The organism is Rubrivivax gelatinosus, assembly GCF_004340905.1.
Lineage (GTDB): Bacteria > Pseudomonadota > Gammaproteobacteria > Burkholderiales > Burkholderiaceae_C > Rubrivivax > Rubrivivax gelatinosus.
The window spans coordinates 306,989-324,229 of the sequence record NZ_SLXD01000004.1 but is presented as its reverse complement, the minus strand read 5'-3'; the positions used below and the strand labels follow the sequence as shown (position 1 = coordinate 324,229).

Here is a 17,241-nt window from a genome sequence, read left to right as displayed (position 1 = left end):
AGGATGACGGCCAGGCACCACGAGGCGCGGCAGATCGCACGACCCTCGGCGCGCGATCTGCCGGCCTCAGCGCGGCCACGGCTCGCAGCGCTGGATCAGCTCGGCCAGCGGCACCTCCAGCGCCTGCGCCAGCTTGGCCGCGGTCTGCAGCGAAGGCATCGCGCTGGCGCGTTCGATCTCGCCCATGTAGGTGCGGTTGAGCTCGGCGCGTGCGGCGAGCAGCTCCTGCGACCAGCCGCGCGCCTGGCGCAGCCGGCGCACGGCGCGACCGAAACGCTCGGCCACGCCTTCGTGCGGCACGTGCCGCGCTTCAAATACCGGCGCCGTCGATGCCGTCATCGCTTCCTGCCTCTCGTGTGAGCGCCTGCGTGATCCGGCTGCCCGCCGGCACGTCGCGCGTGATCCAGACATTGCCGCCGATGACCGAGCCGCGGCCGACGGTGATGCGGCCGAGGATGGTCGCTCCGGCGTAGACGACGACCTCGTCCTCGACGATCGGATGGCGTGCGCCGCCGCGCTGCAGGCTGCCGTCGGCCTCGGTGGCGAAGCGCTTGGCGCCCAGCGTCACCGCCTGGTACAGCCGCACCTGGCGGCCGATCTGCGCCGTCTCGCCGATGACGACGCCGGTGCCGTGGTCGATGAAGAAACCTTCGCCGATCGTCGCGCCGGGGTGGATGTCGATGCCGGTCTCGGCGTGCGCACGTTCGGCCACCAGCCGCGCCAGCAGCGTCAGCCCGTGACCGTAGAGCGCGTGCGCGATGCGGTGGTGGATCATCGCCTGCACGCCGGGATAGCACAGCAACACCTCGTCGACGCTGCGCGCCGCCGGGTCGCCGCGGAAGGCGGCGAGCACGTCGGTGTCCAGCAGCGCGCGCAGCCGCGGCAGCGCGGCGCCGAAGGCGCGCACGAGGGCCAGCGCACGCGCGTCGACGTCCTCGTCGCCGCGGCCCAGGCGCGCCTGGTAGCGCAGCTCCAGCCGCGCCTGCTGCAGCAGCGCACCCAGCACGCGGTCCAGCGTCTGGCCGACGTAGTAGTCCTCGCTCTCCTGGCGCAGGTCCTGCGGGCCCAGGCGCAGCGGGAACAGCGCACCGCGCAGGCCGTCGACGATCGCGGCCAGCGCCTCGCGCGACGGCAGCTCGCGGTGGCCGTGTTCCTCGGGCCGCTGCTGCGCGCTGCGCCAGCGCGTGCGTGCGGCACGCAGCCCGGCGACGATGCCGGCCAGGTCCAGCGAAGCGTCTTCGACCGCCACCGCACGCGGCGGCGGGGCGTGCGCCGCCACCGCGGCCGGCCGTTCGGCGACCGCGTCGTCGTGGGGAGCCGCCATGCTCAGGCTGCCTTGGCTTCGGCCGGCGGCAGGCCGCTGGCGTCGAACACGCCTTCGAACAGCACCGAGCTGAGGTAACGCTCGCCCGAGTCGGGCAGCACGACGACGAGGGTCTTGCCGGCGTTTTCGGGGCGCTGCGCCAGGCGCACCGCCACCGCCGCGGCGGCGCCGCCGGAGATGCCCGAGAGGATGCCTTCCTCGCGCGTGAGCCGGCGCGCGAAGTGGATCGCCTCCTCGTTCGTCACCTGCTCGACGGCGTCGATGAGCGACAGGTCCAGCACCTCGGGCACGAAGCCGGCGCCGATGCCCTGGATCTTGTGCGGGCCGGGCTTCGGCTCCTCGCCGGCGCGCACCTGGCTCAGCACCGGGCTGGCCGCGGGCTCGACGGCCACCGAGGTGATGGCCTTGCCCTTCGTCTTCTTGATGAAGCGCGAGACGCCGGTGATCGTGCCGCCGGTGCCGACACCCGAGACGACGACGTCGACCGCGCCCTCGGTGTCCTCCCAGATCTCGGGGCCGGTCGTGGCCTCGTGGATCGCCGGGTTGGCCGGGTTGCGGAACTGCTGCAGCAGCACGACCTTCGGGTCGCGGGCGGCGATCTCCTCGGCCTTGGCGACGGCGCCCTTCATGCCCTTGGCGCCTTCGGTCAGCACCAGCCTGGCGCCGTAGGCCAGCAGCAGCTTGCGGCGCTCCAGGCTCATCGTCTCGGGCATCGTCAGCGTCAGCGGGATGCCGCGTGCCGCGGCGACGAAGGCCAGCGCGATGCCGGTGTTGCCGCTGGTGGGTTCGACCAGCTCCTTGCCCGGGCCGAGCAGGCCACGCTGCTCGGCATCCCGGATCAGCGCCGCGCCGATGCGGCACTTGACCGAATACGCCGGGTTGCGGCCCTCGATCTTGGCCAGCACCGTGGCGCCGGCGCCATCGGTGATGCGGTTCAGGCGCACGAGCGGCGTGCGGCCGATGGACAGCGAGTTGTCGTCGTAGATGCGGGTCATCGCAAGTGTTCCTCTGACGGTCGTTCGGATCGGGTGGCTGGCGGCGCGATCAGTCCTGCGTCCAGGGCAGGCCGCGCCGACGCCAGCCGTCCAGATGGCCACGCTGCTGCGCGGCGTCGAGTTCTCCTTCGAAGCCTTCACCGACGTTGAACACGTTCGTGAAGCCGGCGGCCGCGGCGGCTTCGGCGGCCGCAGCCGAGCGTTTGCCGCTGCGGCACAGCAGCAGCGCCACCGTGTCCTTGCCGCCCAGGCGGGCTTCGAGTTCACGCACGAAACGCGGGTTGCGCGTCAGCGCGGTGCCGCTGGCCCAGGCGACGTGCAGGCTGCCGGGCACCTGGCCGACGAACTTGCGCTCCTCGGCGCTGCGCACGTCCACCAGCAAGGCCAGGCCGGCCTGCACCAGCGCCCAGGCGTCCTGCGGCGGCACGACGCCGGCATGGGGCAGACCTTCGGCGCGCGCGTCCTGGCGCGCACGCTGCAGCACGGGGTGGGCGTCCACGGACGCAGGCAGTTCGGCAAGGGCGTTCATCGGTTCTCCTTCGGCCGCCGGCCGCGGCCCCGCCCGGGGCGATGACGGCGATAGACGGCGGATGCCAGCGTAGGCAGGCCCGAGCCAGCGCCCAACGAATGGATACGCCGCTCGATATGCGCCGAACGAGCAAGCGCGCCATCCGCGGGCAGCGGCTTTTCTCATGCGCCGAACGCGTTTGGCGGCACGCGGCTTGCCGGCCAGACTGCCCAGCTTTTGGCCGCTCCGGCACGCCCGATGTCCCGTTCCCCCGACCTCCCCCGCGCCGCGCGCGACAGCGCCACGCGCCCCGCGGTGCTCGACCTGATCGGCAACACGCCGCTGGTGCGCGTCACGCGCCTGGACACCGGCTGCTGCACGCTGTTCCTGAAGCTCGAGTCGCAGAATCCCGGCGGCTCGATCAAGGACCGCATCGGCGTCGCGATGATCGAAGCCGCCGAACGCGACGGCCGGCTGCAGCCCGGCGGCACCGTCGTCGAGGCGACCGCCGGCAACACCGGCCTGGGGCTGGCGCTGGTGGCGCGCGCCAAGGGCTACAAGGTGGTGCTCGTCGTGCCCGACAAGATGGCCACCGAGAAGGTGCTGCACCTGAAGGCCCTGGGCGCGACGGTGCACGTCACGCGCTCGGACGTAGTCAAGGGCCACCCTGAGTACTACCAGGACCTGGCCGCGCGCATCGCCGCCGGCATCCCGGGCTCGTTCTTCGCCGACCAGTTCAACAACCCGGCCAACCCGCTGGCCCACGAAACCGCCACCGGCCCGGAGATCTGGGCCCAGACCGGGCACGACCTGGACGCCATCGTCGTCGGCGTCGGCTCCTCGGGCACGCTGACCGGGCTGTCGCGCTACTTCCGCAAGGTGCAGCCCGAGCTCGAGTTCGTGCTCGCCGACCCGGTGGGCTCGATCCTCGCCGACTACGTGAAGAGCGGCCACATCGGCCAGGCCGGCTCCTGGGCCGTCGAAGGCATCGGCGAAGACTTCGTGCCGGCGATCGCCGACTTCGGCTCGGTGAAGAGCGCCTATTCGATCCCCGACGCCGAGAGCTTCGGCGCCGCACGCGAGCTGCTGGCACGCGAAGGCATCCCCGGAGGTTCGTCCACCGGCACGCTGCTGGCCGCGGCGCTGCGCTGGTGCCGCGAGCAGACGACGCCCAAACGCGTGCTGACGCTGGTCTGCGACACCGGCACGCGCTATCTGTCCAAGGTCTACAACGACCAGTGGCTGATCGACCAGGGCCTGCTCGCGCGGCCGCGTTTCGGCGACCTGCGCGACCTGATCTCGCGCCGCTACGAAGACGGCGGCGTCGTCGCCGTCGCGCCCGAGGACACGCTGCTCGTCGCCTTCCAGCGCATGCGCCTGGCCGAGGTCTCGCAGCTGCCGGTGCTGGCCGAGGGCCGGCTGGTCGGCGTGCTCGACGAATCGGACCTGCTCGTGGCCGCCCAGACCGGGCCGCAGGCGCTGCAGCGCCCGGTGCACGACGCGATGACCGCCGCGCCGCAGACGCTGCCGGCCGGCGCCTCGATCGCCGAGCTGCGCGCCGTGCTCGACCGCGGGCTGGTGGCCATCGTCGCCGACGAAGCCGGCTTCCACGGCCTGGTCACGCGTTTCGACCTGCTCAACCACCTGCGCCGGCAGCTGCTGGCGTCCACCGCCGCCGCATGAGCCACACCACCGCCCCCGACGCCGACCGCCCGCTCGCCTTCGCCACGCGCACGATCCACGGCGGCCAGCACCCCGACCCGTCGACCGGCGCGATCATGCAGCCGATCTACGCCACCTCGACCTACGTGCAGAGCAGCCCCGGCGTGCACCAGGGCCTGGACTACGGCCGCTCGCACAACCCGACGCGCTGGGCCTGGGAACGCGCCGTCGCCGACCTCGAAGGCGGCGCCCAGGCCTTCGCCTTCGCCAGCGGGCTGGCGGCCATCGCCACCGTGCTGGAGCTGCTGCCGGCGGGCTCGCACGTCGTCAGCGGCGACGACCTCTACGGCGGCAGCTTCCGCCTCTTCGACAAGGTGCGGCGCCAAAGCGCGGGGCTGGAGTTCAGCTACGTCGACCTCGCCGACCCCGAGGCGCTGCGCCGCGCGATCCGCCCGAACACACGCCTGGTCTGGGCCGAGACGCCGACCAACCCGCTGCTCAAACTCGCCGACCTGCGCGCCGTGGCCGCCGTCGCCCACGAACACGGCCTGCTCGCCGCTGCCGACAACACCTTCGCCAGCCCGTTCAACCAGCGGCCGCTGGAGCTGGGCTTCGACCTCGTCGTGCACTCGGCGACCAAGTACCTCAACGGCCACAGCGACGTCATCGGCGGCGTCGCCGTCGTCGGCCGCGACGAGCGCCTGGCGCCGGTGCGCGAGCGCCTGGGTTTCCTGCAGAACGCCGTCGGCGCGATCGCCGGGCCTTTCGACAGCTTCCTGGCGCTGCGCGGCGTGAAGACGCTGGCGCTGCGTGTCGAACGCCACAACGCCAACGCGCTGGATCTGGCGCGCTGGCTGGAGGCCCGGCCGCAGGTGGCGCGTGTGCACTACCCTGGGCTGGAGTCGCACCCGCAGCACGCGCTGGCGCGGCGCCAGATGTCGGGCTTCGGCGGGATGATCTCGCTGAACCTGGCAACCGATCTCGCCGGCGCGCGGCGTTTCCTCGAGACGGTGCGGATCTTCGCGCTCGCCGAGAGCCTGGGCGGCGTCGAGAGCCTGATCGAGCACCCGGCGATCATGACCCACGCGACGATCCCGCCCGAGACGCGCGCGGCGCTCGGGATCGGCGACAGCCTGGTGCGGCTGTCGGTCGGCATCGAGGACGTCGAAGACCTGCGCGCCGACCTGGCGCGCGCCCTGGCGGCGATCTGATCCGGCGCTCAGTCGCGCACGACGCTGCTTTCGCGTTCGATCAGCTCGCAGGCGAGCAGGGTCTGGGTCGGTGAGGCGGCGGAACCGTCGCGCTCGCCCAGCAGCCGCAACACCGTCCGGGCCGCCTGCTGGCCGATCTGGTAGCGCGGCGGGCGCAGCGTCGTCAGCGCGGGCTGCAGGTGGCGCGAGACCGGCGCGTCGCCGAAGCCGGCGACGGCGCAGTCGGCCGGCAGGCGCAGGCCGAGCCCGGGCGCGTGCAGGATCGCGCCGGCGGCCATGTTGTCGTTGGCGAAGACCACCGCACGCGGGCGCTGGGCCCGCGGTGTCGCCGCGAGGGCCTGGATCTCGCGCGCGCCGGCCTCGAAGTCGTCGTCGACCGCGGCCACGGCGATGTCCGGCAGCCGCCCCGCGGCGCGCATCGCGTCGGCGTAACCCGCGCCGCGCTGGCGCGCGCGGAAGTCGACCTCGGTGCGGGGCAGGACGAAACGCAGGCGGCTGACGCCCTGGCGCAGGAAGTGTTCGGCCAGCAGCACGCCGGCCTCGGCGTGCGGGAAGCCGACCTGGTGGTAGGGGCGGCCCGGCACCAGCCCCCAGGCTTCGACGATCGGGATGCCGAGCGCGGCCAGCATCGCCTCGGCCGCCGGCGTGTGGTCGTCGCGGGTCAGGATCAGCGCGCTCGGATGCCAGCCGGCGAAGGTGCGGATCGCCGCTTCTTCCAGATCGCGCGAGTACTGGGCGTTGGCCAGCAGCAGCTGCAGCCCCGAGGCCTGCAGTTCGTCGGTCATGCCCTGCACGAGGTCGGCGAAGGTCGCGCTGGCGATGTTCTGCATCACCGCACACACCACACGGCCGCGGCCGGAGGCCAGCCCGCCGGCGACCTGGCTGGGCACGTAGCCCAGCCGGTCGACGATCTCCTTGAGTCGCTCACGCAAAGCCTCGGACACCTTCTCCGGCGAGTTGAAGTAGCGCGACACCGTGATGGCCGAGACCCCTGCCAGAGCGGCGATGTCGTGGACCGTGTGCGTGGACGCCTTGCGGCGGGGCGCTCGTGAATGGACCGGGCGGTTCATGGTTAGCACCAGTGTCTGGGCTGGGAACAGGTCTCTAGACTAGCATCATGTTATCGGTAACAGTTACCGCTACCCACAGATTCGGGCGGCACGGCCCGGCGCGATGCCGCCGGCACGCCGCGAACCGATGACCACCAGAACCGAGGAGACCGACATGAGCACCCGACGACACCTGCTGCACTGCCTCGCGAGCGCCCCGCTGTGCATCGCGGCAGCGCTGGCGCTGCCCGTGCAGGCGCAGGGCAGCTTTCCCGATCGCCCGCTGACGCTGGTCGTGCCCTACCCCGCCGGCGGCGTCGCCGACCAGTTCGCGCGCAGCTTCGCCAAGGAACTCGGCGACCGCCTGGGCCAGACGGTGATCATCTCCAACCGCGCCGGCGCCAACGGCAACCTGGGCTCGGCCTACGTCGCGCGTGGCCAGGACGCCGACGGCTACACGCTGCTGCTGGGCACGCTCAGCACGCTGGCGATCAATCCGCAGCTCTACACCAACATGGGCTACGAGCCGCTGAAGGATCTTCAGCCGCTCACGCTGACGCACCAGATTCCCAACGTGCTGGTGGTGGGCGCGCAGACGCCGTACCGCAGCGTCGCCGACGTCGTGGCCGCCGCCAAAGCCAAGCCCGACAGCCTGACCTACGGCTCCGCCGGCAACGGCAACACCATGCACCTGACGGGCGTGCTGTTCGAGAAGCAGAGCGGCACCCGGCTCGTGCACGTGCCCTACAAGGGTGGCCCGCCGGCGCTGACCGACCTGCTCGGCGGCCAGATCCCGATGATGTTCAACAACCTGCCGGCGGTGCTGGGCCACCGGCAGGCCGGCAAGCTGCGTGTGCTGGCGGTGGCCGACAGCAAACGCTCGGCGGTGATGCCCGACGTGCCGACCTTCGCCGAAGCCGGCGTGCCGGGCGTGGTCTCGACGGTGTGGAACGGCATCCTGGTGCGCCGCGGCACGCCGGCCGAGGTCGTGCAGCGCCTGAACCGCGAGATGGTGGCGGTGCTCCAGCAGCCCGGCTTCCGCAAGCCGCTGGAGGCCCAGGGCTACGAAGTCCTGTCGTCGACGCCGGCGGAGTTCGAGGCGCTGATCCGCAAGGACAGCGCGGCGATGGTCAAGCTGGCCAAGGACGCCGGCCTGCAGATGGACTGACCCGCCATGCGCCGCAGCCTCGATCAACTCCGCAGCCAGCGCTGGTTCGCCAGCGACGACATCCGCGGCTTCGCCCACCGCCAGCGCATGCAGCAGCAGGGCCTGGCGCGCGAAGAGTTCATGGGCCGGCCGGTGATCGGCATCCTGAACACCTGGAGCGATCTCTCGCCCTGCCACGCCCACCTGCGCGAACGCGCGCAGGCCATCCGCCGCGGCGTGCTGCAGGCCGGCGGCGTGGCGCTGGAGCTGCCGGCGCTGAGCCTGGGCGAGGTCATGGTCAAACCGACCACCATGCTCTACCGCAACCTGCTGGCCATGGAGGCCGAGGAGCTGATCCGCAGCCTGCCGCTGGACGGCGTGGTGCTGCTGGGCGGCTGCGACAAGACCACCCCCGGCCTCGTGATGGGCGCGCTGTCGATGGACGTGCCGGCGCTGTTCTGCCCCGCCGGGCCGATGCTCAACGACCGCCACCGCGGCCAGACCGTGGGCGCCGGCACGCACACCAAGAAGTACTGGGAGCAGTACACCGTCGGCGCCATCGACCGCGCCGAATGGACGCAGCTGGAAGAGCGCATGACGCGCACCCCGGGCACCTGCAACACCATGGGCACGGCCAGCACCATGACCGCCATCGTCGAGGCGATGGGGCTGGCGCTGCCCGGCTCGACCAGCATCCCGGCGATGGACGCGGGCCACTCCCGCATGGCCTGGGCCTGCGGCCGGCGCATCGTCGAGATGGTGTGGGAAGACCTGCGCCCGTCGCGCCTGCTCACGCGCTCGTCCTTCCTCAACGGCGTCGCCGCCTGGATGGCGCTGGGCGGCTCGACCAACGCCGCGGTGCACCTGCCGGCCATGGCCGGGCGTGCCGGCATCAGGCTCGGGCTGGACGACTTCGACACGATGGCGCGCCGCATCCCGGTGCTGGCCAACCTGTTCCCGGCCGGCGACCGGCTGATGGAAGACTTCCACTACGCCGGGGGCCTGCCGGCACTGCTGCAGCGCATCGCCGCCCACCTGGACCTGGACGCCGCCACCTGCACCGGGCGCACGCTGGGCGCCGAGATCGCCGGCTGCCACAGCCTGGACGACGAGGTGATCCGCCCGCTGGAGCGGCCGGTGGTCGCCGCCAGCCCCGATCTGCCCGAAGCCGGCCAGGCGCTGGCCGTGCTGCGCGGCAACCTGGCGCCCGACGGCGCGGTCATCAAACCTTCGGCGGCGACTCCCGCGCTGATGCGCCACACCGGCCCGGCCCTGGTGTTCGACTCCAACGCCGAGATGCTGGCCGCGATCAACGACCCGGCGCTCGAGGTCGACGAGAACAGCGTGCTCGTGCTGCGCAACGGCGGCCCGGTCGGCGGCCCCGGCATGCCCGAGTGGGGCAACCTGCCGCTGCCCAAGAAGCTGCTGCAGCGCGGCGTGCGCGACATGCTGCGCCTGTCGGACGCACGCATGAGCGGCACCCACTACGGCAGCTGCGTGCTGCACATCTCGCCCGAAGCCGCCATCGGCGGGCCGCTGGCGCTGGTGCAAAGCGGCGACCTGATCCGCATCGACGTGCCGGCACGCCGCCTGGACCTGCTGGTGCCCGAGGCCGAACTGGCCGAACGCCGGCGCGCCTGGACACCGCCGCCGCCGTCCTACGCCCGCGGCTACACCCGCCTGTTCCAGCGCGAGGTGACGCAGGCCCACCTCGGCTGCGACTTCGACGTGCTCGCCGGCAACGCCGCGACGCCCGAGCCTCCCATCTTCTGACCCCGCGCCTCGCGGCGCCGCGCCATGCCTGCCTACCCCGATCTGCTCGACAACCCCTTCCGCCGCCGCCTCTCGCAGCCCGCCGCCCCGCTCGGCAGCTGGCTGATGTCCGGCACCAGCAGCACCGCCGAGGCGCTGGGCCGCGCCGGCTTCGACTGGCTGCTGGTCGATCTCGAACACGTGCCGATGGACGAGAAGGACACGCTCGGCGTGCTCCAGGCGATCGCCGGCACCGACGCCTGCGCGGTCGTGCGCCTGGCCGCCAACGAGCCGACGCTGTTCAAGCGCGCGCTGGACATGGGCGCGCAGACGGTGATGGTGCCCTTCGTCGACAGCGCCGACGCGGCGGCACGCGCGGTCTCGTACGCCAAGTACCCGCCGCAGGGCGTGCGCGGCTTCGCCGCCGTGCACCGCGCCTCGGGCTACGGCACGGCGCGCGACTACGCGCGGCGCGCCAACGACTCGGTCTTCACCATCATCCAGCTCGAGACGCCGGCGGCGCTGCAGGCGCTCGAGGACATCGCCGCGGTGCCCGGCGTCGACGCGCTCTTCCTCGGCCCGGGCGACCTGGCCGCGAACATGGGCCACATCGGCGACATCGCCCACCCGCAGGTGCAGGCCGCGATCGCCGAGGTCGCGCGCCGCTGCCGCGACATCGGCAAACCCTGCGGCATCGTCGGGCCGACGCCGGAGATGGTCACGCGCTTCGTCGAACTGGGCTACGCCTTCGTCGCCGTGGCGTCGGACATGGGAATGCTGATGCGCCAGGCCTCGGCCTACATCGAGGCGATCCGGCCGTCGCTGGCCGCGGGTTACGACGGCGGCACCTACTGAGCGCCCGCCGGCCCCGCCGGCACCATAAAAAGGAGACAAACGATGACTGTTCGCCAGACCTGGCGGCGCCGGCTGCTGCTGTGCGCGCTGCTGACGGCCGCCTTGCCCGCGGCGGCCCAGAGCAGCTACCCCGACAAACCGATCACGCTGGTCGTGCCCTTCGGCCCCGGCGGCACCTCGGACATCATGGCGCGCATCCTCGAGCGCTCCATGAGCACGGCGCTGGGCCAGAGCCTGGTCGTCGACAACCGCGCCGGCGCCGGCGGCGCCATCGGCATGAGCCAGCTGATGCGCGCCCGGCCCGACGGCTACACCGTCGGGCTGTCGGTGATCGGCCCCGAGGTGCTGCAGCCGGCGATCCGCAAGACCGGCTACAGCCACCAGGACTTCGACCACGTCTGCGGCACCTACGCGGTGCCGCTGATGATGATGGTGCCGCAGGACTCGCCGTTCAAAAGCCTGGCCGACGTCGTGAACTTCGCGCGCCAGCGCCCCGGCGAACTGGTCTACGGCTCCTCGGGGCGCGGCACGCTGCTGCACCTGGCTATGGAGATGCTGCTCGACCGCGCCTCGACCAGCGGCCTGCACGTCCCGTTCAAGAGCTCGGGCGACATGGTCACCGCGCTGCTGGGCAAGCAGGTCATGCTGTTCAACGAGACGCCGACGATCGCCCGGCGCTACGAGCTGCGTCCGCTGGCGGTGTTCGCCGACAAGCGGCTGGCCGCCTATCCCGGCGTGCCCACGGTCGCCGAAGCCGGCTGGCCGGTCCAGGCGACGATCTGGGGCGGCCTGATCGCGCCCAAGGGCCTGCCGGCGCCGGTGCTCGCCAGGCTCGAGAAGGCCTGCCGCACGGCGCTCGACAGCCCGGCCTACAAGGCCGAGGCCGAGCGGCTGGAGACACCGCCGGCCTACCTCGACGCCAAGGCTTTCGCCGCGTTCGCCGCCAGCCAGTTCCAGTCCTACGGCCAGCTGATCCGCCGGCTCGGGCTCGCGGACAAGGACTGATCCGCGCGCGCCCTCGCATGCCCGCACTCGACTCTCTCGGGGCCAGCCTGGGCGCGCCTGCCGCCGTCGCCTTGCTGCTGGGCTGCGTCGTCGTGGCCACGCTGGCGCAGACGCTGACCGGGTTCGCGTTCGGCCTGGTGTTCCTCAGCCTGGCCGCGGCGCTGGATCTGGCCACGGTGCAGGACGCCGCCAACGTGGCCACGGTGCTGACGCTCTGCAACGCGTTCGCCTACTTCCGCGCGCACCGGCAGCCGCTGCCCTGGGGGCTGATGAAGCCCGCCCTGCTGGGCGGCTGCGTCGGCGTCGGCGCCGGCCTCGCGCTGCTGCACCTGCTGAGCACGGCCGCCACGCAGGCGCTGGAGCTGCTGCTGGGCAGCGTCATCGTGCTCTGCGCGCTGCTGCTGCTGGTGCGCGCCGGCACGCGCGGCGAAACGGCAGCGCCGCGCCAGTTCGTGTTCGCCGGACTGCTGTCGGGCCTGATGGGCGGGCTGTTCGGCACCTCCGGGCCGCCCATCGTCTACCACCTCTACCGCCAGCCGCTGCCGGCCGAGCTGGTGCGCCGCGCGCTGCTGCTGATGTTCGCCGTCAATGCCGTGGTCCGGCTCGCGCTCAACGTGCCGGCCGGCGGCTTTTCGCTGCGGGCGCTGATGCTGTCGGCGCTGGCGCTGCCGCTGGTGCCGCTGACGACGCGGCTGGCGCTGCGCCTGCAGCCGCATCTGCCGGCACCGGCGCTGCGCCTGGGCGTCGCCCTGCTGCTGTCGGGCACCGGCGCGGCGCTGGTGCTGCACGCGCTGGATCGACCATGAAAAAAGCCAGTCCCATGCCCTCAGATGCCGAGGCCCGCGCCGCGACCAGCCCCGCGATGGCCATGCCGCCCGGCGAGCCGCTGCGGCTGGAACGGATCGAAGTCCTGCTCTTTCGCGCGCCCGCCGACCCGCCGGTGCAGACCTCGTTCGGCGTCATGCACGAGCGGCCGGCGCTGCTGATCCGCGCCATCGGCGACGACGGGGCCAGCGGCTGGGGCGAGGTCTGGTGCAACTTCCCCAGCGGCGGTGCCGAGCACCGTGCGCGCCTGGCGCGGGCCTATCTGCCGGCGCTGGCCTGCGGCCGGCACTGGTCGCAGCCGCAGGCCTGCTTCGACGAAGTGAGCCGGCGGCTGGAGGTGCTGGCGCTGCAGTGCGGCGAGCCCGGCCCACTGGCCCAGATCGTCGCCGGCCTGGACATCGCGATTTGGGACCTGCTGGCGCGACGGCGCGGCGTGCCACTGTGCAAGCTGCTGGCGCCCGAGCTGCAAAGGCCCGGCCCGGTGGCGGTCTACGCCTCGGGCCTGAACCCCACGGACCCGCAGCGGCTGGCGGCGCAGCGCCAGGCCGAGGGCTACCGCGCCTTCAAGCTGAAGGTCGGTTTCGGTGCCGCACGCGACGACGCCAACCTAGCCGCGGTGCGTGCCGCCATCGGCCCGCAGGCCCTGCTGATGGTCGACGCCAACCAGGCCTGGAGCCTGGACCAAGCCGTCGCCGCCGGCCACCGCATGGCAGGCCACGAGCTGGCCTGGCTGGAAGAGCCGATCCGCGCCGACGCGCCGCTGGCGCACTGGAGCCGGCTGGCGCAGGACCAGCCGCTGCGGCTGGCCGGTGGCGAGAACCTGGCCGGGCTGGACCGCTTCGAGGACTTCGCCGCTGCCGACGGCGTGTCGGTCATCCAGCCCGACGTCGGCAAGTGGGGCGGTTTGAGCGCCTGCCTGCAGGTGGCGCGGCTGGCGCAGCGCCACGGCAAGTGTTTCTGCCCTCACTGGCTGGGCGCGGGCATCGGGCTCGCGGCTTCGCTGCATCTGAAGGCGGCCGTCGGCGGCTCCGGCATGGTCGAGGTCGACGCCAACCCCAACCCCTTGCGCGAGCTGCTCGCGCAGCCGCCGTTCGTGCTCGAAGCAGGCGCCGTCCGGCTGGACGACACTGCCGGCCTCGGCGTCGAGCCCGACCTGCGGGCCGCACGCCGCTTTCTCGTCAACCTGAGCTGAACCATGTCCTATCCCGACACCCGACTCCTGATCGCCAACACCTGGGTGGACGCCGCCGGCGGCAAGACCCGCGACGTGCTCAACCCCGCCACCGGCCAGGTGATCGGGCGCGTGGCGCACGCCGGCATCGAAGACCTGGACCGTGCGCTGGCGGCCGCGCGCGAAGGCTTCGAGACCTGGCGCTTCACGCCCGCGCACGAACGCGCCGCGCTGATGCGCAAGGCCGCCGCCCTGGTGCGCGAACGCGCCGACGAGATCGCCCCGCTGCTGACGCAGGAGCAGGGCAAGCCGCTGGCCGAGGCCCGCATCGAGACCCTGGCCGCGGCCGACATCCTGGAGTGGTTCGCCGACGAAGGACGCCGCGTCTACGGCCGCATCGTGCCGTCGCGCAACCTGGACGCGCAGTCGCTGGTGCTCAAGGACCCGGTCGGTCCGGTCGCCGCCTTCACGCCCTGGAACTTCCCGATCAACCAGGTCGTGCGCAAGCTCGGCGCGGCGCTGGCCGCCGGCTGCTCCTTCCTCGTCAAGGCGGCCGAGGAGACGCCGGCCTCGCCGGCGGCACTGATCAAGGCCTTCGTCGACGCCGGCGTCCCGCCGGGCGTGGTCGGCCTGGTGTACGGCGACCCGGCCGAGATCTCGAGCTACCTGATCGCGCATCCGGTGATCCGCAAGATCACCTTCACCGGCTCGACGCCGGTCGGCAAGCAGCTCGCCGCGCTCGCCGGGCAGCACATGAAGCGCGCGACGATGGAGCTGGGCGGCCACGCGCCGGTGATCGTCGCCGAAGACGCCGACCTCGAACTGGCCGTCAAGGCCGCCGGTGCCGCCAAGTTCCGCAATGCCGGCCAGGTCTGCATCTCGCCGACGCGTTTCCTGGTGCACCACAGCATCAAGTCGCGTTTTGTCGACGCGCTGGTCGCACACGCCCAGGGCCTGAAGCTGGGCAACGGCCTGGACGCCGCCACCACGCTGGGCCCGCTGGCCAACGCCCGGCGCGTGCAGGCGATGACCCAGGTCGTGGAGGACGCCCGCGCCCGCGGCGCACGCGTGGCCACCGGCGGCACGCGCGTCGGCAGCGAAGGCTTCTTCTTCGCCCCGACGGTGCTGGCCGACGTGCCGCTGGACGCCTCGGTGTTCAACGACGAGCCCTTCGGGCCGGTGGCCGCGGTGCGCGGTTACGACACGCTGGACGAAGCGATCGCCGAAGCCAACCGCCTGCCCTACGGCCTGGCGGCCTACGCCTACACACGCTCGATCCGCAACGCGCACCGCCTGGCGCAGCGCATCGAGGCCGGCATGCTGTGGGTCAACCAGCCGGCCACGCCGACGCCGGAAATGCCCTTCGGCGGCGTCAAGGACTCGGGCTACGGCTCCGAAGGCGGGCCCGAGGCGGTCGAGGCCTACCTGAACACGCGGGCGGTGACGATCATGGCCGCCTGAGGGCCGGCGGCACGTGACCCACGCGCCGGACACCCCGCCGGTGCGTCCATACTCGCGTGCATCCGGTCAGAGAGCGCTCCGATGAAGATCCCCGCAGCCCACAACGTGCCGCCGCCCCACCCCCAGCCGACCGGCAGCACGGCGGCGAATGCCGGCGGGGCGTCCTCGTTCGCCTCGATGCTGGCCGCGGCGGCAGGCGCCCAGGCCACGACGCCGGCCGCCGCGCAAACGGCCGACGAGGACCGCCCCGACTTCACGAGCATGACGCGGCAGGATCTGTTCGACTGGATGAACCAGCAGATCCGCGGCGGCAAGATGTCCCTCGACGAGAGCACGCCCTTCCTCGGCATGACGATGAAGATCTCGGTGGCCACCGGCGAGCCGGTGGACATGGCCAGCGACGGCGAGCGCATCGACTTCGTCGCCAAGGCGCGCGGCGGCATCGACGGCGCGCTGGAACGGCGCGACTTCGACCTTGCGGCCCGCCTGCAGGCCGCGGTCGACCGGATGCTGAAGACCCAGGGAATGGCGCAAAGGCCGGCCGACGACCGCGGCGGCTGACAGGAACGACGATCGCGCCGTGCAGGCGCCGGTGCTCAGCGGCGAGCGGCCCAGTCGGCCTCGGAAACCTCCTGAAGCGCCACGTCGAAGCTCACGGCGGCGGTCTTGCCGATGGCGAAGACGCCGGCAACGCCGAGCGCATAACGCAGGTACACATCCTGCCTCGCCTGAGGCCTTAGGGTGAGCTTGACCTGCTTGCCGTCGGGAATGCCCAGCGTGTGCGGCTGGATCACGACCTCGCGCTCTCCCGGGGCGACCTTCAACTCGAAGGACTCCAGGCGGTTCAGCCGCCCGACACGGAAGCCGTCGACATACACGTACTGATCGACGGCCGCCCCGATGTAACCGGTGTCGGCCCGGTAAAGGTGCAGGGTGACAGCGGTCGCCGGGTCGACGGGTTCGGGAACGGCGCTCTTGGGCGTGGGTGCGCTGGCACAACCGGCGATCGTGGCAACGCAGGCGGCGAGCATGGCGCGGCGAATCATCGTGTCCTCCCCGGACGCTGCTTGTTCTCCGGGAAACATAACACGCAGGCGTTGCCTGCCGGCGCGAGGCTCCTCAAGCCGTCATGCCCGCCAGCCCCATCACCCAGCGCAGGCCCAGCGCCACCGCGCCCAGCGCGGCGACGCTGGCGGCCCAGATCAGCAGCAGCCAGCCCAGCCGGCGCAGCCAGAGGTGGCGCGGGCCTGCCGGTGCGGCCATCAGTGGTAGCCCTCGCCGAGCTTCACCTTGCCGCGGAACACGTAGTAGGACCAGGCGGTGTAGCCGAGGATGAAGGGGATGATCGCCAGCGCGCCGACGAGCGCGAAGCCCAGGCTCTGCGGCGGCGCCGCCGCCTGCCAGATCGAGATGCCGGGCGGGATGATGTTCGGCCACAGGCTGATCAGCAGGCCGCTGTAGCCCAGGAACAGCATCGCCAGCGACAGCAGGAAGGGCAGCGCCGAATGGCTGCGGCGCAGCGCACGCAGCAACTGCCAGGTGACCAGCAGCACCAGCACCGGCACCGGCAGGAAGAACAGCAGGTCGGGCAGCGAGAACCAGCGTTCGGCGATCGCCGGGTGCGCCAGCGGCGTCCACAGGCTGACCACCGCCAGCGCGGCCAGCACCGCCCAGGTCACCGGCCGGCCCAGATCGCGCATGCGCTGCAGCAGCGCGCCCTCGGTCTTCATCACCAGCCAGCCGACGGCCAGCAGCGCGTAGGCCGCCAGCAGCGCCGCGCCGGTGAACAGGCTGAACGGCGTCAGCCAGTCGAAGACGCCGCCGGCGTAGCCGCCGTCCTTCACCTCGAAACCGCCGATGAAGGCGCCCAGCGCCACGCCCTGCGAGAAGGTCGCGACGTAGGAGCCCCAGGCGAAGGCGTGGTCCCAGAAGGGCTTGTGCGCGTCGTCGGCCTTGAAGCGGAACTCGAAAGCCACGCCGCGCCAGATCAGCCCGGCCAGCATCGCCATCAGCGGCAGGTACAGCGCGCTCAGCACCACGCCGTAGGCCAGCGGGAACGCGGCCATCAGCCCGGCGCCGCCGAGCACCAGCCAGGTCTCGTTGCCGTCCCAGACCGGGGCGACGCTGTTGACCATCACGTCGCGTTCCTCGCGGTCCCGCACGAACGGGAAGAGGATGCCGATGCCCAGGTCGAACCCGTCCATCACGACGTACATCATCAGCCCGAAGCCGATGACCCCGAACCACAGCAGCGGCAGGTCGATGTCCATGGCGCG

18 protein-coding genes are annotated in these 17,241 nt (G+C 72.4%); 10 read left to right on the top strand and 8 right to left on the bottom strand.

Annotated elements, in window-relative coordinates:
* Nucleotides 1-66: 66 nt before the first annotated feature.
* From EV684_RS08805 to EV684_RS08790, 4 genes are read right to left on the bottom strand one after another with little or no spacing between them, the layout of a single operon-like run.
* Nucleotides 67-339, bottom strand: a complete 273-nt coding sequence (locus tag EV684_RS08805) for a helix-turn-helix domain-containing protein (RefSeq protein ID WP_132646247.1) — start codon at nt 337-339, stop codon at nt 67-69.
* A complete protein-coding gene (gene epsC / locus EV684_RS08800) occupies nt 311-1,324 on the bottom strand; it encodes a serine O-acetyltransferase EpsC (protein ID WP_132646245.1) in 1,014 nt (337 codons plus the stop codon). Before epsC ends, EV684_RS08805 begins: the two co-directional genes overlap by 29 nt.
* A gap of 2 nt (nt 1,325-1,326) precedes the next feature.
* The gene (gene cysK / locus EV684_RS08795) at nt 1,327-2,319 is read right to left on the bottom strand and encodes a cysteine synthase A (RefSeq protein ID WP_132646243.1); all 993 of its coding nucleotides are present in this window, start codon (nt 2,317-2,319) and stop codon (nt 1,327-1,329) included.
* A 49-nt stretch (nt 2,320-2,368) separates the two neighbouring features.
* A complete protein-coding gene (locus EV684_RS08790) occupies nt 2,369-2,848 on the bottom strand; it encodes a rhodanese-like domain-containing protein (RefSeq protein WP_132646241.1) in 480 nt (159 codons plus the stop codon).
* 237 nt (nt 2,849-3,085) lie between these two features.
* Here EV684_RS08790 and EV684_RS08785 point away from each other — a divergent pair, with 237 nt between their 5' ends.
* Together EV684_RS08785 and EV684_RS08780 are read left to right on the top strand one after the other, a co-directional pair.
* On the top strand, nt 3,086-4,510 hold the full coding sequence (locus EV684_RS08785; protein ID WP_132646239.1) for a pyridoxal-phosphate dependent enzyme: 1,425 nt from the start codon (nt 3,086-3,088) through the stop codon (nt 4,508-4,510).
* Nucleotides 4,507-5,700 (top strand): trans-sulfuration enzyme family protein, encoded by a 1,194-nt coding sequence (locus tag EV684_RS08780; RefSeq protein ID WP_132646237.1) that lies wholly within the window; start codon nt 4,507-4,509, stop codon nt 5,698-5,700. Before EV684_RS08785 ends, EV684_RS08780 begins: the two co-directional genes overlap by 4 nt.
* A gap of 8 nt (nt 5,701-5,708) precedes the next feature.
* Here EV684_RS08780 and EV684_RS08775 read toward each other — a convergent pair whose 3' ends face one another.
* Nucleotides 5,709-6,770, bottom strand: a complete 1,062-nt coding sequence (locus tag EV684_RS08775; protein WP_132646235.1) for a LacI family DNA-binding transcriptional regulator — start codon at nt 6,768-6,770, stop codon at nt 5,709-5,711.
* 154 nt (nt 6,771-6,924) lie between these two features.
* Between EV684_RS08775 and EV684_RS08770 the strand changes: the two genes are divergently transcribed.
* From EV684_RS08770 to EV684_RS08735, 8 genes are all read left to right on the top strand, one after another.
* The gene (locus tag EV684_RS08770; RefSeq protein ID WP_132646233.1) at nt 6,925-7,917 is read left to right on the top strand and encodes a Bug family tripartite tricarboxylate transporter substrate binding protein; all 993 of its coding nucleotides are present in this window, start codon (nt 6,925-6,927) and stop codon (nt 7,915-7,917) included.
* Between the two features lie 6 nt (nt 7,918-7,923).
* Nucleotides 7,924-9,669 carry an L-arabinonate dehydratase gene (gene araD / locus EV684_RS08765; protein WP_132646231.1) on the top strand — a complete coding sequence of 582 codons (1,746 nt, stop codon included), beginning with the start codon at nt 7,924-7,926 and terminating at the stop codon, nt 9,667-9,669.
* A gap of 24 nt (nt 9,670-9,693) precedes the next feature.
* Nucleotides 9,694-10,503 carry an HpcH/HpaI aldolase family protein gene (locus EV684_RS08760; RefSeq protein ID WP_132646229.1) on the top strand — a complete coding sequence of 270 codons (810 nt, stop codon included), beginning with the start codon at nt 9,694-9,696 and terminating at the stop codon, nt 10,501-10,503.
* 42 nt (nt 10,504-10,545) lie between these two features.
* Nucleotides 10,546-11,508 (top strand): tripartite tricarboxylate transporter substrate binding protein, encoded by a 963-nt coding sequence (locus EV684_RS08755; RefSeq protein WP_132646227.1) that lies wholly within the window; start codon nt 10,546-10,548, stop codon nt 11,506-11,508.
* A gap of 17 nt (nt 11,509-11,525) precedes the next feature.
* On the top strand, nt 11,526-12,314 hold the full coding sequence (locus EV684_RS08750) for a TSUP family transporter (RefSeq protein ID WP_132646225.1): 789 nt from the start codon (nt 11,526-11,528) through the stop codon (nt 12,312-12,314).
* Nucleotides 12,311-13,525: a mandelate racemase/muconate lactonizing enzyme family protein gene (locus tag EV684_RS08745; RefSeq protein WP_243651113.1), complete on the top strand. Its 1,215-nt coding sequence runs from the start codon at nt 12,311-12,313 to the stop codon at nt 13,523-13,525. The genes EV684_RS08750 and EV684_RS08745 overlap by 4 nt, the downstream gene beginning before the upstream one ends.
* Nucleotides 13,526-13,528: 3 nt before the next feature.
* Complete coding sequence (locus tag EV684_RS08740; protein ID WP_132646223.1) at nt 13,529-14,965, top strand: NAD-dependent succinate-semialdehyde dehydrogenase; 1,437 nt, start codon at nt 13,529-13,531, stop codon at nt 14,963-14,965.
* 81 nt (nt 14,966-15,046) lie between these two features.
* Complete coding sequence (locus tag EV684_RS08735) at nt 15,047-15,526, top strand: hypothetical protein (RefSeq protein WP_242478646.1); 480 nt, start codon at nt 15,047-15,049, stop codon at nt 15,524-15,526.
* 35 nt (nt 15,527-15,561) lie between these two features.
* Here the strand turns inward: EV684_RS08735 and EV684_RS08730 are convergent, their stop codons facing one another.
* The 3 genes from EV684_RS08730 to cydB form a co-directional block, all read right to left on the bottom strand.
* Nucleotides 15,562-16,011 (bottom strand): hypothetical protein, encoded by a 450-nt coding sequence (locus tag EV684_RS08730; RefSeq protein WP_132646221.1) that lies wholly within the window; start codon nt 16,009-16,011, stop codon nt 15,562-15,564.
* Nucleotides 16,012-16,084: 73 nt separating this feature from the next.
* Nucleotides 16,085-16,228 carry a DUF2474 family protein gene (locus tag EV684_RS08725; RefSeq protein ID WP_132646219.1) on the bottom strand — a complete coding sequence of 48 codons (144 nt, stop codon included), beginning with the start codon at nt 16,226-16,228 and terminating at the stop codon, nt 16,085-16,087.
* Nucleotides 16,228-17,235, bottom strand: coding sequence for a cytochrome d ubiquinol oxidase subunit II (gene cydB / locus EV684_RS08720; protein WP_132646217.1), 1,008 nt, complete (start codon nt 17,233-17,235; stop codon nt 16,228-16,230). The genes EV684_RS08725 and cydB overlap by 1 nt, the downstream gene beginning before the upstream one ends.
* Between the last annotated feature and the right edge of the window lie 6 nt (nt 17,236-17,241).

Excerpts from the sequence above, each read along its gene's own strand:
- EV684_RS08775 (WP_132646235.1), bottom strand. The coding sequence starts at position 6,770 with ATGAACCGCCCGGTCCATTCACGAGCGCCCCGCCGCAAGGCGTCCACG.
- EV684_RS08785 (WP_132646239.1), top strand. The coding sequence starts at position 3,086 with ATGTCCCGTTCCCCCGACCTCCCCCGCGCCGCGCGCGACAGCGCCACG.
- EV684_RS08730 (WP_132646221.1), bottom strand. The coding sequence starts at position 16,011 with ATGATTCGCCGCGCCATGCTCGCCGCCTGCGTTGCCACGATCGCCGGT.
- EV684_RS08770 (WP_132646233.1), top strand. The coding sequence starts at position 6,925 with ATGAGCACCCGACGACACCTGCTGCACTGCCTCGCGAGCGCCCCGCTG.
- EV684_RS08790 (WP_132646241.1), bottom strand. The coding sequence starts at position 2,848 with ATGAACGCCCTTGCCGAACTGCCTGCGTCCGTGGACGCCCACCCCGTG.
- EV684_RS08745 (WP_243651113.1), top strand. The coding sequence starts at position 12,311 with ATGAAAAAAGCCAGTCCCATGCCCTCAGATGCCGAGGCCCGCGCCGCG.
- cydB (WP_132646217.1), bottom strand. The coding sequence starts at position 17,235 with ATGGACATCGACCTGCCGCTGCTGTGGTTCGGGGTCATCGGCTTCGGG.
- EV684_RS08780 (WP_132646237.1), top strand. The coding sequence starts at position 4,507 with ATGAGCCACACCACCGCCCCCGACGCCGACCGCCCGCTCGCCTTCGCC.
- cysK (WP_132646243.1), bottom strand. The coding sequence starts at position 2,319 with ATGACCCGCATCTACGACGACAACTCGCTGTCCATCGGCCGCACGCCG.
- EV684_RS08740 (WP_132646223.1), top strand. The coding sequence starts at position 13,529 with ATGTCCTATCCCGACACCCGACTCCTGATCGCCAACACCTGGGTGGAC.
- epsC (WP_132646245.1), bottom strand. The coding sequence starts at position 1,324 with ATGGCGGCTCCCCACGACGACGCGGTCGCCGAACGGCCGGCCGCGGTG.
- EV684_RS08735 (WP_242478646.1), top strand. The coding sequence starts at position 15,047 with ATGAAGATCCCCGCAGCCCACAACGTGCCGCCGCCCCACCCCCAGCCG.
- EV684_RS08750 (WP_132646225.1), top strand. The coding sequence starts at position 11,526 with ATGCCCGCACTCGACTCTCTCGGGGCCAGCCTGGGCGCGCCTGCCGCC.
- EV684_RS08755 (WP_132646227.1), top strand. The coding sequence starts at position 10,546 with ATGACTGTTCGCCAGACCTGGCGGCGCCGGCTGCTGCTGTGCGCGCTG.
- araD (WP_132646231.1), top strand. The coding sequence starts at position 7,924 with ATGCGCCGCAGCCTCGATCAACTCCGCAGCCAGCGCTGGTTCGCCAGC.
- EV684_RS08760 (WP_132646229.1), top strand. The coding sequence starts at position 9,694 with ATGCCTGCCTACCCCGATCTGCTCGACAACCCCTTCCGCCGCCGCCTC.
- EV684_RS08725 (WP_132646219.1), bottom strand. The coding sequence starts at position 16,228 with ATGGCCGCACCGGCAGGCCCGCGCCACCTCTGGCTGCGCCGGCTGGGC.
- EV684_RS08805 (WP_132646247.1), bottom strand. The coding sequence starts at position 339 with ATGACGGCATCGACGGCGCCGGTATTTGAAGCGCGGCACGTGCCGCAC.